General features: G+C 70.8%; 15 protein-coding genes, 1 tRNA gene and 1 pseudogene. 13 read left to right on the top strand and 4 right to left on the bottom strand.

What is annotated here, in order from left to right:
* Nucleotides 1-67: 67 nt before the first annotated feature.
* Entirely contained in the window at nucleotides 68-673 is a 606-nt protein-coding gene (locus ACFY2Q_RS01200) for a TetR family transcriptional regulator (protein WP_387127528.1), read from the top strand.
* A 100-nt stretch (nucleotides 674-773) separates the two neighbouring features.
* Here the strand turns inward: ACFY2Q_RS01200 and ACFY2Q_RS01195 are convergent, their stop codons facing one another.
* Nucleotides 774-1,982 carry an amino acid deaminase/aldolase gene (locus ACFY2Q_RS01195; protein ID WP_387126370.1) on the bottom strand — a complete coding sequence of 403 codons (1,209 nt, stop codon included), beginning with the start codon at nucleotides 1,980-1,982 and terminating at the stop codon, nucleotides 774-776.
* A gap of 344 nt (nucleotides 1,983-2,326) precedes the next feature.
* Between ACFY2Q_RS01195 and tmk the strand changes: the two genes are divergently transcribed.
* The 6 genes from tmk (at nucleotide 2,327) to ACFY2Q_RS01165 (ending at nucleotide 8,115) form a co-directional block, all read left to right on the top strand.
* Nucleotides 2,327-4,390, top strand: coding sequence for a dTMP kinase (tmk, locus tag ACFY2Q_RS01190; RefSeq protein ID WP_387127526.1), 2,064 nt, complete (start codon nucleotides 2,327-2,329; stop codon nucleotides 4,388-4,390).
* Nucleotides 4,390-5,670: a DNA polymerase III subunit delta' gene (locus ACFY2Q_RS01185; RefSeq protein ID WP_387126368.1), complete on the top strand. Its 1,281-nt coding sequence runs from the start codon at nucleotides 4,390-4,392 to the stop codon at nucleotides 5,668-5,670. The genes tmk and ACFY2Q_RS01185 overlap by 1 nt, the downstream gene beginning before the upstream one ends.
* 144 nt (nucleotides 5,671-5,814) lie before the next feature.
* Nucleotides 5,815-6,141: a YbaB/EbfC family nucleoid-associated protein gene (locus tag ACFY2Q_RS01180; protein ID WP_387126366.1), complete on the top strand. Its 327-nt coding sequence runs from the start codon at nucleotides 5,815-5,817 to the stop codon at nucleotides 6,139-6,141.
* A gap of 1 nt (nucleotide 6,142) precedes the next feature.
* On the top strand, nucleotides 6,143-6,448 hold the full coding sequence (locus ACFY2Q_RS01175; RefSeq protein WP_387126364.1) for a hypothetical protein: 306 nt from the start codon (nucleotides 6,143-6,145) through the stop codon (nucleotides 6,446-6,448).
* The gene (locus ACFY2Q_RS01170) at nucleotides 6,448-7,128 is read left to right on the top strand and encodes a hypothetical protein (protein WP_387126362.1); all 681 of its coding nucleotides are present in this window, start codon (nucleotides 6,448-6,450) and stop codon (nucleotides 7,126-7,128) included. Before ACFY2Q_RS01175 ends, ACFY2Q_RS01170 begins: the two co-directional genes overlap by 1 nt.
* A 147-nt stretch (nucleotides 7,129-7,275) precedes the next feature.
* Nucleotides 7,276-8,115 carry a stage 0 sporulation family protein gene (locus ACFY2Q_RS01165; protein ID WP_387126360.1) on the top strand — a complete coding sequence of 280 codons (840 nt, stop codon included), beginning with the start codon at nucleotides 7,276-7,278 and terminating at the stop codon, nucleotides 8,113-8,115.
* Between the two features lie 44 nt (nucleotides 8,116-8,159).
* Here the strand turns inward: ACFY2Q_RS01165 and ACFY2Q_RS01160 are convergent, their stop codons facing one another.
* Nucleotides 8,160-9,929, bottom strand: coding sequence for a metallophosphoesterase family protein (locus ACFY2Q_RS01160; RefSeq protein WP_387126358.1), 1,770 nt, complete (start codon nucleotides 9,927-9,929; stop codon nucleotides 8,160-8,162).
* Nucleotides 9,930-10,073: 144 nt separating this feature from the next.
* Between ACFY2Q_RS01160 and ACFY2Q_RS01155 the strand changes: the two genes are divergently transcribed.
* From ACFY2Q_RS01155 to ACFY2Q_RS01140, 4 genes and pseudogenes are all read left to right on the top strand, one after another.
* A tRNA-Thr gene (locus tag ACFY2Q_RS01155) sits at nucleotides 10,074-10,147 on the top strand.
* Between the two features lie 83 nt (nucleotides 10,148-10,230).
* Nucleotides 10,231-10,467 (top strand): annotated as a pseudogene (locus tag ACFY2Q_RS01150) (DUF6879 family protein); the annotation flags it as partial.
* A gap of 135 nt (nucleotides 10,468-10,602) precedes the next feature.
* A complete protein-coding gene (locus tag ACFY2Q_RS01145) occupies nucleotides 10,603-11,031 on the top strand; it encodes a Scr1 family TA system antitoxin-like transcriptional regulator (protein WP_387126356.1) in 429 nt (142 codons plus the stop codon).
* On the top strand, nucleotides 10,925-11,386 hold the full coding sequence (locus ACFY2Q_RS01140) for a DUF6193 family natural product biosynthesis protein (protein ID WP_387126354.1): 462 nt from the start codon (nucleotides 10,925-10,927) through the stop codon (nucleotides 11,384-11,386). Before ACFY2Q_RS01145 ends, ACFY2Q_RS01140 begins: the two co-directional genes overlap by 107 nt.
* On the opposite strand, the gene ACFY2Q_RS01135 is transcribed toward ACFY2Q_RS01140, so the two are convergent.
* Nucleotides 11,369-12,220: a helix-turn-helix transcriptional regulator gene (locus ACFY2Q_RS01135; protein WP_387126352.1), complete on the bottom strand. Its 852-nt coding sequence runs from the start codon at nucleotides 12,218-12,220 to the stop codon at nucleotides 11,369-11,371. The genes ACFY2Q_RS01140 and ACFY2Q_RS01135 overlap by 18 nt on opposite strands.
* Nucleotides 12,221-12,316: 96 nt before the next feature.
* Here ACFY2Q_RS01135 and ACFY2Q_RS01130 point away from each other — a divergent pair, with 96 nt between their 5' ends.
* Both ACFY2Q_RS01130 and ACFY2Q_RS01125 read left to right on the top strand, forming a co-directional pair.
* Nucleotides 12,317-13,039, top strand: a complete 723-nt coding sequence (locus tag ACFY2Q_RS01130) for an SDR family oxidoreductase (RefSeq protein WP_387126350.1) — start codon at nucleotides 12,317-12,319, stop codon at nucleotides 13,037-13,039.
* A 1-nt stretch (nucleotide 13,040) separates the two neighbouring features.
* Entirely contained in the window at nucleotides 13,041-13,469 is a 429-nt protein-coding gene (locus ACFY2Q_RS01125; RefSeq protein WP_387126348.1) for an Atu4866 domain-containing protein, read from the top strand.
* Nucleotides 13,470-13,510: 41 nt separating this feature from the next.
* Here the strand turns inward: ACFY2Q_RS01125 and ACFY2Q_RS01120 are convergent, their stop codons facing one another.
* Nucleotides 13,511-14,155, bottom strand: coding sequence for a class I SAM-dependent DNA methyltransferase (locus tag ACFY2Q_RS01120; protein ID WP_387126346.1), 645 nt, complete (start codon nucleotides 14,153-14,155; stop codon nucleotides 13,511-13,513).
* Nucleotides 14,156-14,233: the final 78 nt, after the last annotated feature.

The following is a 14,233-nucleotide window of genomic DNA, read 5'->3' as shown; positions in this document are numbered from 1 at the left end:
AGCCGCCACGACCGGGCCGCTGCGCCGCGTACCGGTGCAGGGTCGAAGTGTCGCGCGGGTCCAGCGCATGTTGGATGCCTGCGCCGAACTCGTCGACGAGGTGGGGTACGAGGGGCTGACCACGACCCTGCTCGCCGAGCGCGCCGAAGTGGCGATCGGGTCGGTCTACCAGTTCTTTCCGGACAAGCGGGCGATCGTGCAGGCGTTGACCCTGCGCACGATGGAGTCCTACCTGCAGCGGCTCGACGAGCGCTTCGCCTCCGACGAGATGACCCACTGGTGGGACGGCGTCGACGCGGGGATCGACGAGTACATCACGATGCATCGCACCGTCCCCGGGTTCCGTACTCTGCACTTCGGCGACGTGGTCGACCTGCACCTGCTCGATGAGCAGCGGGACAACAACGGTGTGATCGCCGACCAGTTGGCCCGGGTGCTCACCGAGCGCTTCGGTCTGACCGACGTGCCGAAGCTGCGCTTCGTCCTGGAGATCGCGGTGGAGGCGGCCGACGCGCTGATCAAGCTCGCGTTCCGGCGGAAGTCCGACGGCGACGAGCGGGTGCTGCTGGAGGCGAAGGCGCTGATCCGGGAGTATCTGCACCGCCACGTCGACGGCTCCGAGAGCGACAGTTCCGCCGCCGAGCGGCCGACCGAGGCGGCCCAGCCCGCCTGAGTCGACCCCGTGGCCCAGCGCCACGGGCCACTCCGGCTCGTCGCTCCGGGCGGCGCTGCGGGCACAGCCCGGGTCGGCCCTGCGGACCCGTCCGGCCGGGTCAGAGGAAGGCGTGGCCCTCACCCCGATAGGTGGGCACTGTCGCCACGACCGTGTCCCCCTCGACCAGGTGCAGCTCGTTGACCCGTTCGCACAGCTCACCGGCCTTGGCGTGCCGGAACCACACCCGGTCGCCGACGCGCAGGGTGGTCGCCGCCGCGCCGGACAGCGGGGTCTGCACCTCGCCGGCTCCCTCGGTGCCGACCAGCTTCAGGCCGGCTGGCAACCACGGTTGGGGGAGTCGGCTGTCGGCGGCCGGCCCGGAGGCGATCCAGCCGCCGCCGAGCACTGTCGCCAACTCCGGCGTCGGCCGGCGGACCACCGCGCAGGCGAAGAACGCCGCCGGGGTGGGCCGCCAGGCACGGTACGCGTCGAACAGCGTCGGCCCGTACAGGCCCGATCCCGCGGTGACCTCGGTGACCGCGGGATCGGCGCTTGTCGCGGCCACGCTGCCGGTGCCGCCGCCGTTGACGAACTCCAGGTCGGCGTGCTCGCGTACCGCCGCCACCGCCGCGCCCCGGCGGGCCAGCAACTCGCGATACGACCCGCGCTGGGCCAGCCTGATCGCGCCGGCCAGCAGCGTCTGCCCGGGCGGCGCGTCGCCGAGGCCGGCGATCTGCGCCTCGTACGACATGAGGCCGACCAGCCGGAAGCCGGCGCGACCGGCCACGGTGGCGGCGAGCGCGCCGGCCGCCCGGGCGCTGTGCACCGGTGAGCGGCGGACGCCGACGTGGACCCGCCCGCGCAGCGGTCGCCAGGAGGCATCCAGGTCCAGGCAGAGGCGCAGTTCGGCACGCTGCCCGGGGGCCCGGACGCTGTCGATGAGGTCGAGCTGGCCGGTGCTGTCGATCATGAGGGTGATCGCGGCGGCGAGTGTCGGGTCGGCCGCCAGTTCGGCGAGCGCCGCCCGGTCCACGCTCGGGTAGGCGACGAGCACGTCGTCGCTCACCCCGGTCCGCACCAGCCAGATCGCCTCGGGCAGGGTGAAAGCCATCACGCCGTGCCAGCCGGATCGGCCGAGCGCTCGGCCGATCAACTCCCGACAGCGCACAGACTTGCTTGCCAGTCGGAGTGGTTTGCCGGCGGCGCGATCGGCAAGCGCGCCCGAATTCGCGTCGAATGCGGCGAGATCCACCACTGCGTAGGGCGGGTCGAGGTGCTCGGTCGCCCGTTCCAGGCGCTCACGAAGTTTGTCGCTCTCGATGGCCACGTGTGCACGCTAACTGTCCGACGATGAATGCGAAATACCCTCGCGTACGTCCGGGCTGCGGCTGGTGCCTTTAGCGGCCTAGGCTCAGCGAGCAGGAGAATGTCGCCGGTGGGACGGCACCCCACCCGGTCTAGAGTGTTCCACCGGAGGTGCCCAGCGATGGGCCGGCACGTGGAGGTACGGCCATCGAAAGCCAGAACAGCGGCGAGTCGCCCGGCGTGTCGCGATCGAGCGACCAGTCGAGCAACGCCGCCAACCAGTCCGGCGGTGCCCAGGTCGACCTGTCCGGTTACGCCGCGATCCGCTCGGTGCTGCGCATCCGGCCGTTCCGGCGGCTCTGGATCGTGCTCGGCGCTGCCTCCTTCGGCGACTGGCTCGGCCTGCTGGCCACCTCGGTCTTCGCCGCCTCCCAGGTGCAGGGCAGCACCGCGCAGGGCGCGGTCTTCGGTGGTGTCATCGCCATCCGGCTGCTCCCCGCCCTGGTGCTCGGCCCGGTCGCCGGCGTGCTCGCCGACCGCTTCGACCGTCGCTGGACGATGGTCATCTGTGACCTGCTCCGGTTCGTGCTCTTCGCCTCGATCCCGATGGTGGCGCTTGCCGGTGCCAGCGGCGGGGTGGTGGTCGCGTGGGCGACAATCGCCACCTTCCTGATCGAGTCGATCACCCTGATCTGGATCCCGGCCAAGGAGGCCGCGGTCCCCAACCTGATCCCGCGCGCCCGGTTGGAGGCCGCCAACCAGCTCACGCTGATCACCACGTACGGCCTCACCCCGGTGCTCGCCGCGCTTGTCAGCGCCGGCCTGGACCGCAGCGTCCGGGGCGTGACCGGCGGCAACTTCCCGGACTGGGCCGAGCCTGCGCAGTTGGCGCTCTGGTTCAACTCCCTGTCCCGGCTGGCCACCGCCATTGTCGTCGCGTTCGGCATCAAGGAGATCAGCCAGGGGCAGACCGCCGAGGGCGACCGCCACGAGCAGAGCATGATGCGCCAGTTCAAGGAGGGCTGGCAGTTCATCGGCCAGACCCCGCTGGTGCGCGGGCTTGTCCTCGGCATCCTCGGCGCGTTCGCCGGCGGCGGCATCGTCATCGGTACGGCGAAGTTCTTCGCCAGTTCGCTCGGTGCCGGCGACGCCGCGTTCTCGCTGCTCTTCGGTGCGATCTTCGTCGGCCTGGCACTCGGCATCGGCCTCGGCCCGATGATCGTCAAGGAGATGTCCCGGCGCCGCTGGTTCGGCATGAGCATCGTGCTTGCCAGCGCCGCCGTGATGACCCTCGCCTTCGCCATCCACCTGACCATGGCGATCGTCGGCGCGGTGCTTGTCGGCGCCGGCGCCGGCATGGCCTTCCTGGCCGGCACCACACTGCTCGGCGGCGAGATCAAGGACGAGGTGCGCGGCCGGGTCTTCGCCGTGGTGCAGATCGGCACCCGACTGGTGCTGATCCTGGCCATCGCGCTGAGCAGCCTGCTCGCCGGTGTCGGTGGCTCGCGCAAGCTGGAGATCGCCGACCTGGGCATCTCCATCTCGTCGACCCGACTGCTGTTGCTCGCCGCCGGTGCCGCCGGCATCTTCGCCGGAATCAGCGCGTTCGGCCAGATGGACGACAAGAAGGGCGTCCCCGTCCTCGCCGACCTCTGGGGCTCGATCCGGGGCCGCCCGCTGATGCCCGCCGAGCCGTTCGTCTCCGCAGGGCTGTTCGTGGTGTTCGAGGGCGGCGAGGGTGCCGGCAAGTCCACCCAGCTCGCCGCGCTCGCCGAGCGCCTGCGCGGCCAGGGGCACGACGTCGTGGTCACCCGCGAGCCGGGGGCTACCGCTGTCGGTCAGCGGATCCGGTCGCTTGTGCTCGACACCTCCGGCGACGACGCGCCCTCCCCGCGTGCCGAGGCACTCCTGTACGCCGCCGACCGGGCGCACCACGTGGCCGCCGTGGTTCGGCCCGCGCTGGTCCGGGGCGGCGTGGTGATCAGTGACCGGTACGTCGACTCGTCCCTGGCATACCAGGGCGCGGGGCGGACGCTCCCTGTCGACGAGGTTTCCTGGCTCTCCTCCTGGGCCACCGGCGGGCTCAAGCCCGACCTGGTGGTGCTGCTTGACGTCGAGCCGCGTACCGGCCTGTCCCGGGTCGCCTCCCGTAACGAGGGCACCGACCGGCTGGAGGCCGAGTCGCTGGCCTTCCACGAACGTGTCCGGTACGCCTTCCTCGACCTCGCCGCCGCCGACCCGAAGCGCTACCTGGTGCTCGACGCGTCCCGGCCGGTCGACGAGATCACCAGGCTGGTGGGCCGGCGTGTGGAGGAGCTGCTCGGCAAGCCGGGCGGCATCGTGCACCCCCGCCCGGCGCAGGGCCCGGACACGTCGGTGCAGCCCGAGTTATCCGACGCGGAGCTGGTGACGATGGAGCACAAGACCTGATGCCGGACGTCTTCGCCGACCTCGTCGGCCAGGACGAGGCGGTGACCGAGCTGCGCCGGGCAGCCGCCGCTGCCGCCGCCGTGCTGCGTGCCGGCGCGGCCGACCGGGCACCCGCGTTGCTCGCCGCCGGCCCGGCCAGTGATGCCGAGTCCGCGCTTGCGGCCGACGATGCCGCGCCCGGCGAGGTGGATCCGTCCGCCGGGATGACCCACGCCTGGATCTTCACCGGGCCGCCCGGCTCCGGCCGCTCGGTCGCCGCGCGGGCCTTCGCCGCGGCCCTGGAGTGTGTGCACGGCACCGGCTGCGGCGAGTGCGCCGGTTGCCGCACCACGATCGGCGGCACCCACGCCGACGTCCGGTTGGTGGTGCCGGAAGGGCTCTCCATCGGCGTCAGTGAGATGCGTGCGCTTGTGCTCCGCGCGGCAAGCACCCCGTCGGGCGGGCGCTGGCAGGTGGTGGTCATCGAGGACGCCGACCGGCTCACCGAGGCCGCAGGCAACGCGTTGCTCAAGGCGATCGAGGAGCCTCCGCCGCGTACGGTCTTCCTGCTCTGCGCCCCGTCCACCCACCCGGACGACATCTCGGTGACCATCCGGTCGCGCTGCCGTGTCGTACCCCTGCGGCAGCCGCCGGCTGCGGCGGTGGCCGAGGTGCTGGTCCGTCGGGACGGCATCGCGCCCGACGTGGCGCAGTGGGCGGCGGCAGCCGCGCAGGGCCATGTGGGTCGGGCCCGCCGGCTGGCCCGCGATCCGGAGGCCCGCAAGCGTCGTGAGGCGGTGCTCGCTGTGCCGCGTCGGCTGACCGGCGTCGGCGCGGCGTTCGACGCGGCGTCCGCGCTCATCGAGGCGGCCGAGGCGGAGGCCGAGGCGTCGGTGTCCGAGGCCGACACGACCGAACGGACCGCGTTGGAGCGGGCGCTCGGCGCGGGCGGCACCGGCCGGGGCGCCGCCGGGGCGATGCGCGGCGCCGCCGGGCAGCTCAAGGAGTTGGAGAAGCGGCAGAAGTCGCGAGCCACCCGCGCCCAGCGGGACGCGCTGGACCGGGCGCTCGTCGACCTGGCCGGTTTCTACCGGGACGCGCTCACAATGGCGCTGCGTGCGCCGGTCGATCCCGTGCACACCGACACCGCAGCGCTGGCCGGCGCCGGGGCTCAGAAGTGGGACGCCGAGGGGTCGCTGCGCCGGCTGGAGGCCGTGCTCGCCTGCCGGACGGCGATCGAGGCGAACGTCAAGCCACGGATCGCGGTCGAGGCCATGATGCTCGCCCTCTGGAAGGGCTGAACCGCAGCCCTTCGGCAGTGGCCCCGCCCGGTGGATCGGTCATCCACAGGGCATCGACACGCGCGATTGCTGTGCGGTACGGTCCGGTGTGCCGTGGTGACGGTCGCAGCACGCTCAGTGAGGACCATCCGGGAGGAGTCGCCGATGCCGCGGGAGATCGACGAAGCCTGGATCGAGGAGGCGGTGCGGCGCTACCGCCGCATCGAGTCGCTCCAGGCCGAGTTCGACCAGGCGGTGTCGACCGTCGAGGTCACCGTCCGCTCGCCGGACGGGCTGGTCGAGGTCGTGGTCACCGCCGGTGGTCGGATCACCGACGTCCGGTTCCTCGGGCCACTGCACGCCCGCAGCCCACGGGACGTGGCCAACTCCGTGCAGGCCGCGGTCACCGCGGCGGCCGACGCCGCCGAGTGGGCCCGCGAAAAGCTGCACAACGAGACGTTCGCCGCCTACCGACCACTCGCGGGGGCCTGAGATGGAGGCACTGCGCGCGCTCTCCGCACGCCTGGACGAGGCGAGCGCCACGCTTACCGCCATGTCCCACCGGGTCACCGCAAGCGATCCGGCCCAGGTCGCCTTCGGTGCGGACGCCCCAGGTCGACCCGGCGAGATCGGTCGCGCGTTGCACCGACAGTGGGCCGCCGCCACCGACGACCGGGCTCGCGAGGCGCGGGCAGCGGCCCACCGGCTGGCCGCCGCCGCCTCGGCTGTCCGCGAGGCCGCCGACCGCTACGGCGACGTCGACAGGGCCGCCCGACGCCGCATCACCGGGGAGCGGTGATGGACCCACTGGACCGGCTCGCCGACCCCGGCCTCGACTTGCTACGCCGGGTGGACGCGTTGCTCGCCGCAGGTGTTCCCGAGGGGCACCGGGTCTGGCCGCTGCTGCGCCGGATGCAGGTGCTGCCGGGCGACGCCGTCCGCGGTTTCCTCGACCTCCACCCGGCGCCGCTCGCCGGTGCCGGGCACGCGGTGCGCCGGCTGGTCCGGGGGTACGACGAGGTCAGCGCCACGCTCACCGACCCGGTGCTCTGGTCCGGCCCGGCCGCCACGGCGTACGGGCAGGAACGCGCGGCGCTGCTGCGCCACCTCGACGAGGGGCCGGAGAGCCTGGTCGGGCGACTGGAATCCACAGCCGGATACGCGGACGCGCTCGCCGACTGGGTGGAGGGCAGCCGCCTCGCACTGGCCCGCACCCTGGCCGACGTGCTGCGCTCGGCCGAGGCGGTCGCCGTGGTGGCCGCCACCGCCTCGGGCACACCGCACCGCATCGAGCCGGTCGGGCCGGGTGTGGCCGACGCGGCCGAGATCGCCGCGCGGGTGCTTGCGGTGCTCTGCGTCGCGTACGACGGTGTCGAGACGTTGCTGCGCCAGTGGGCACCGAGCCTGGCCGAGTCCACCTGGCGGCCGGCGGTGGACGGCCGGCCCCGCTACGACGAGCCCACCCGGGTCGGCTGGTAACTGGTCGCCGTCACCCCCCGGCGTCGCTCGCGGATGCCCGGCGCGAGCCGGCACCGGCTACGTCGACAGTCATGGATGGAAGCACGGTGTAGTCGTTCGGCGACGGCCGGAGCGCAATACCGCAGTGGTCCGTCGTAAGGTGGGGGTATGGGCATGCTCTGCGCGGTCAGCTTCAACCGGTACGGGCGCCTCTACTACCTCGACCCGGGTGAGTTACGCCCACAGGTCGGCGACAAGGTGCTGGTGCCGACCGACGACGGGCCTGAGGTGGCCGAGTGCGTCTGGGCCGCGCAGTGGGTGACCGAGGAGACCGACGGCTTTCCCCGGCTGGTGGGGCTGGCCGGTGACGACGACCTGAGCCGGGACGAGGCGCTGCGTCGGCGTAAGGCCGAGGCCAAGGTGGCGGCGAAGCGGCTGATCCGGGCGCACGGCCTGCCGATGAAGGTGGTGGCCGTCGACCACGTGCTCGCCTCCGCCGACGGCGGCGGCGAACGCAGCACCGTCTACTTCACCGCCCCGCACCGGGTGGACTTCCGCTCCCTGGTCCGCGACCTGGGCGCCACCCTGCACTGCCGGGTCGAGCTGCGACAACTCTCCGCCCGGGACTCCGCGCGGGTGCAGGGCGGCATCGGCTCGTGCGGCCGGGACCTGTGCTGCGCCACATTCCTCAACGACTTCGAGCCCGTGACCATCCGGATGGCCAAGGACCAGGACCTGCCGCTGAACCCGCTGCGCATCTCAGGCGCGTGTGGCCGGCTCATGTGCTGCCTGAAGTACGAGCATCCGCTCTATCAGCGATTCCAGGAGACCGCCCCGGCGGTGGGCAGCCGGGTCACCACGCCCGAGGGCGACGGTCGGGTGGTAGGCCACAGCGTCCCTCGCGACGCGGTGACCGTGCGGTTGGACGCCGACGGCTCACGCTGCTCCTGCTCCCGCGCCTCGGTCTGCGCCCCCCGCCAAGCCCACGACCAGCACTACACCCCCTGACCCACCCCCACCCGCCGGCCCCCCACACGGGCTTGATCATGAAGTTATTGCCCGTCGCCTCGGCGGGTCGTAGCAATAACTTCATGATCGACGAGGGTGATGGGGGGTTCGGCCAGGCGCGGGGTCAGGGGGTTTTTCGGGGTCAGCCAGCTCGCCGTCGGAGACTGGTCGGGGTTTACCTGCCAGTCACGGGAAACCCGGTCCACGCCGATCGGGTAGATGGTCAACGTGCCGTCCGGGTCGATGCGCAGCCGGAGGAACGACTTGGAGTCCTCGATGCCCTGCCCGGCGAACAGTTCGTTGACGTTCACCCCGAACGACCCCGCCACCAGCAGGTACGCCGCCACAAGCTGGCTGGACACCAGACCGATCACCGGGCCGTACACCACCGCCGCCGCAGCGGCCGGCAGAGGCCACGGCCAGTCGTAGAACGGCAGCGCCAGCCAGACCCAGGTGCCGGCCGCAGCCAGCGCCACATGCGCCACGCCGTGGCTGACGCCGAGGATCCAATGCCGTACGTGCCGCTTGCCGCTCGCGTTGGGCGGCTGGGCGAACAGGACCGTCGCAGCCACCGTGATCAGCACCATCGCCACCAGCGGCACGCTGAACAACCGCTGCCCGGTCGCGTCGGCCCAGTTCCCGACCGCGCCCGCCATGGCCAGCATCAGCAACGTGTGCAGGGTGCCGAGCAGGGTCGTGAAGCCCGGATTGCGGAACGGCAGCCGGGCGAAGATGCCCCAGCCGTAGCGGCGGGAGCGGGCCGCGTCCGGATAGCGGGCCACCAGGTCGTACGGCCGGGCGCGGCTGGCCTTTCGCGCCAACGTGTCGCGCGGCGGCACCTCGATGCGCTCCGGCAACTTGTGGGTGGGGTACAGGTACGCCCCGCCACCGCCACAGGTGATCAGCTGCCGATCCGTCCCCGTGTAGCGGGCGTAGTGGTGCAGGTCGCCGGAGAGCAGCAGCCGGACCTTCGCCCCGGTCGGGTCGATGATCGTCCGGATGAAGTAGTCGATGGAGTCGTACGCCGTCGGATGGTCCGCGGCCTTGACCCAGGTCGGCGCCGGCGCCGCGATAATGACCTTGGATTCCGGGCCGAGCCGCTTGGCGACCTCGTCGAAGTACGCAAGCTGCGGGTCGTCCAGGTACGAGCCGGACTGGTCGTCCACGCCGAGCAGCCACCAGCCGGCCGGCAACTCGACGGCGAAGTACGACCGCGACTGCCCGGTGCCCCAGCCAGCGAAGTTCCGGTCCCGGGAGCGGACGAACATCCGCAGGAACGCGGTCAGCCCGTCGTACCAGTCATGGTTGCCGGGCACCGCGAACAGCGTCGGCTGCTCCGGCGGCGCCACCGGCAGCGCGGCCTGGTACGGGCCTTTGCACCGGTTCTCGTACTCGGCGTAGGCCGCCGACGGGTACACCTGGTCGCCGCCCATCACCAGGGTCTGCGCCCGGGGCAGCCGGTGCCCGTCCACCGTCAGATCCGGCTGCGCCAGCAGGTACGCCACTGAGTAGGTGGCGTTGAAGCCGTCACCCAGATCGGCCACGTAGTCGAGCCACAGCCCGCCATCCGGCCCGACCTGGCGGAAGATGCCGTCGCCGAACGCGTTCTGCAACTCACGCTTGTCCAGGTACGCCCCGAACAGCATCGCCAGCAACGTCCGGATGCCCGTGCTGATCAGCAGGAACGGCGCCAGCCACGGCACCGGCTTGCGCGGGGTGAAGCCCAGCTCCAGCGGGTCGGTGGAGCGCGGCCGGTGGGCGACCCGTTCGTCGGCAGGTACGGGATCGGGGCGAGGGGTGTGATCGTCGCTCACCCGCCGCAGCCTAATGCGGCTCCTTATGATCCGCTGTCCGGTAAACGTCCAGATGGCGCTCGTTGTCCGGTTAGTGGCAGTGAGCGGGGAAGGGGTATCCCGTTCAGCCCACCGCCCGGGGGTGCCGTACACTTGCTGATCGTTGCCGCCTTAGCTCAGTCGGCTAGAGCGACGCACTCGTAATGCGTAGGTCGACGGTTCGATTCCGTCAGGCGGCTCGGCACAGAAGCCCAGGTCATCGACCTGGGCTTCGCCGTTTCCCGAGGTCGATCACGTCGCCGCTGGCCGGTCGAGTCCTTGAATAGTCCTTGTCCCGCGCAGCGACCGCCTCGTCCAGCCGGTTGGCGACCGCGTCCAGACCGATTACCAGCGGTGGGAACGCTGGATCGGCCGGTGGAACGTCGACGCCGGCGAGGAAATCCACTACCTGACGCGGGCGATTGCGCAAGAGATCGGTTTGCTGCCCGCAGCCGGCGACGTCGACTGGTGGTTGCTGGATTCCAGCCGACTGATCATGATGCGGTTCGACGAGGTCGGCCACCGGATCAGCAACGAACTGGTGTCTGACCCGGCGACCGTGGTGCAGGCGTGTGCGTGGCCGGGACCTGGCAGTCCACTACGCCGCTCCGACCAACGCGCGGAGTGCCGCCGCCTAGCACGAGGAAGTCATGCAATGAACCCGATCGAAGAGTGGCTGCGTCTCATTCGACACTTCGAGACCGTCTACGTGCCCGGCCTGCTCCAGACCGCCGACTATGCGCGCCGCATCTTGACGGAGATGGTTGAGCTGCACAACCTCGACATCGCCGACGTGGACGCTGCCGTCGCCAGCCGTATGCAGCGCCAGCACCTGCTGTACGACACCAGCAAACGGTTCGAGTTCCTACTAGCCGAGCCAGTGCTGCGATGGCTCTTGTGCCCGGCCGAGGTCATGCGCGGCCAGCTCGATCGCCGACAGCTGATGTGCGACAGATCTCCGTCAGTTGACGTGCGACATGTGCCAAGGAACAAGGCATCAGGCCGTCGGCGCCGCACGGATCTGCCGAATTGCGTGCGTCGGCCTCCACTGGGCTCAGGGCCTCGCGTCGCTACCGGCAGGTGAGAGGATAGCCGTGATGGAAGACGCGACGAAGGTTGACGAGGCTTGGCGCAACCTTCTCAACAGCTCGTCAGGCTGGTGGTCAGGCGATTCCGTCATCAGGGCTGCATATGAACACCCGACTCTACGCAGGCTTCTTCCCTTTCCTACACACGGAACGCTGCGGTTCTACACGACACCGCGGCCACCATGGCCGGCTCAGCCTGCCGATTCGCTGCCCTTCATCGTCTGCGGCGCCCCTCCTTACAGGATCTTCACGGCGGGCTATGGCCAGCTCATTGGTGAGGCCAACACAGCGGAGGAAGCCGTAACGCTTCTTGTCGCGAGCCTGCCCGCGGGCCTAGCGCCGCGCGGGTGACGGTGTGGGAAGGTCGGCGGCCACCGTTCCGAGCAGTGCCAATGCCTGTGCCGAGCGGCTGCCGGGCTCGGCCTGATAGATGATCAACTGCTGGCCCGTCGCGCCGTCGACGGTGAGGGAGTCATAGGTGAGGGTCAACTCGCCGACGTCGTGATGGTTGAACAGCTTCGCCTCGTGGGTCTTTCCCCGTACGTCGTGACGCGCCCACAGCCGGCGGAACTCCGGGCTCTTCAGGGACAGTTCCCCGACGAGATCGGTGAGTCGAGCGTCGTTGAGCATGTCGCCGGTGGCAGCGCGCAGCGCGCCGAGGCTGGACTGCGCGACCTGCCCCCACTGGGGGTAGAAGGAACGAGCCGCCGGGCTGAGGAAGACGAACCGGACAAGGTTGGGGTCGACAGCCTCGAACACCTTGGCGAACAGGGCGCGCCCCAACCGGTTGCCGGCCAACACGTCCATTCTGCGGTCGATAATCAACGCGGGGGTGTGCAGCCAACCGTCCATCAGGTGCAGCAGACTCGGCCGGACCGTTTCACGCTTCCCTCTGTGGACCGGGCCGCGGCCGGTCCTGGCCAGCAGGTGCAGATGTGCCGTCTCCTCGGGATCGAGCCCCAGTGTGCGGGCCAGGGCGTCCAGCACCTGATCCGACGGGCGCTGTTCCCGACCCTGCTCCAAACGGGTGTAGTAGTCGGTGCTGACCCCGGTCAGTTGGGCGACTTCCTCCCGCCGCAGACCAGGCGTCCGCCGCCGGCCCGAGGAGGCGATTCCGACCCCTCCTGGACTGGTCATTTCACGTCGGGCACGCAGAAAGTCGCCGAGTGGATTGATGCCGTCCATACCCCAAAGATAGCCACGGACGGTTGGCTGACCGGACACTCAGCCGGGGTGTGACACACCCTGGTTGCCGGCCGCCCGAGCTTGGAAGGTGGATTCATGGAATCCACAAACAAGGTCGTTCTGGTCACCGGCGCGAGCAGCGGGATCGGCGAGGCGGTCGCGCTTCGCCTGGCTGGCGAGGGGCATCACGTGTTCGCGGGCGCCCGGCGGCGAGATCGGCTCGCGGCGCTCGCCGAACAGCACGACAACATTCGGGTACGACGGCTCGATGTGACCGACCGTGGCGACGTCGCGGCGTTCGTCGACAGTGCCGTCGCCGAGTTCGGGCGGGTCGACGTGCTCGTCAACAACGCGGGTCTGATGCCGTTGTCCCGGCTCGACGCCCTGCTGGTCGATGAGTGGGACCGTTTGCTGGATGTCAACGTGCGCGGCCTGCTGCACGGCATCGCCGCCGCCCTACCCGTCTTCCAACGGCAGGGCAGTGGCCACCTGATCACCGTCGCCTCCGTCGGCGCCCACGAGGTGGTGCCGACCTCCGCTGTGTACTCGGCGACGAAGTTCGCGGCGTGGGCGATCACCGAGGGTCTGCGTCTGGAGGCTGACCCGAGTCTGCGGGTCACCACGATCACGCCCGGTGTCGTCGAGTCCGAGTTGGCCGAGACGATCACCGACCCGGTCGCCCGTGCGGCGATGACGGAGTACCGCAAGAACTCGATCTCGCCGGATGCCATCGCGCGGGCAATCTCGTTCGCCATCGACCAGCCGGCGGACGTCGACGTCAACGAAATCATCATCCGTCCGACCCGGCAGCGAGGCTGACATGGCCAGCGTTGATCAACGCAAGGTGTCCGAAGCCGTTGCCGGCCTCCTCGCGACGGCGGCGCTCACCGCCTGCGGGGCGGAGGCACCGGCGACACCACAGCCCGCCCAGGCGACGGCACAGGCGTGGCCACTGACCTCCGAGGCCACCCACCCGTGCGTCGGGATGTGGGTGACCGCCGACAACCACATCCGGCAGGAGTTGCTGGCCAACGGGCGATACGACGAGGCGCGTGGCCGCCGGAGCAGCGCCTACACCGGCCGGTACGAGGTGACAGGCGACCACATCGACTATTGGGATGACACCGGCTTCACCGCCGACGGCCGCTTCGAGGGCGATGTCCTGCACCACGGCGGCTACTTGTTCTATCGCGAGGGCAGCCCAGCCCACCGACTGGCTGTTGCCACGCCCGGGTCCTCTGCCTCGTAGGTCCAGAGCGACGGCCCGTTCCCACTCGGACGGGCCGTCGCTCACGGGTCGCGGCGCGCGAACACGATCCCGCCGAGCCGGCTCTCGGGCGACACGAGGATTGTCTGCGCCTCGACAGTGAAGCCACAGTCGTGCAGCCAGGCCGCCATCTGGGCTGGTTGGCGGCGGTGCACGTGGACCTTCATCGGGTGGCCGCCGTACCCCTGGGTCTTGAGTGTGGTCTCGTCGCCGACGTGGAAACCGAGCAGCAGCGGACCACCGGGACGCAGCACCCTCCGGAACTGCTCGAAGATCGCGCCGATCTGTTCGTCGGGGATGTGGATCAGCGAGTACCAGGCCAGCAGCCCGGCGACCGAGCCGTCGCCCAGGCCGAGGTCGGTCATGGAGCCCACCTCGAACCGGAGGCCGGGGTGGTCCCGCCGGGCGACGTCGATCATCCCGGGTGACAGGTCGATGCCGAATGCGTCGGCACCGAGGTCGTGCAGGTGGGCGGTGATGCGCCCGGTCCCGCAGCCGACGTCGGCGACCGGCCCGCCGCCGGCAGCGCGGACGAGGTCGGCGAACAGGGCGAAGGCCGCCCGCTCGTAGGGCGCGTCGGCCAGGAGGTCGCGCAGCAGGTCCGCGTAACTGTCGGCGACCGTGTCGTAGGAGGTGCGGGTGTCCGCCAGCCAGCCGTCCTCGCTCATTGTGGTCACGCTAGACCGACGACAGATGGCGCGGCGTCAGGTCCGGCCCGGGAGGTGCCGGTGAGTTCGCTTCTCCGG

The sequence above is a fragment of the Micromonospora sp. NPDC000316 genome (assembly GCF_042898885.1).
Lineage (GTDB): Bacteria > Actinomycetota > Actinomycetes > Mycobacteriales > Micromonosporaceae > Micromonospora.
The sequence above is the reverse complement of the archived record's forward strand: the minus strand, read 5'-3'. Positions and strand labels throughout refer to the sequence as shown.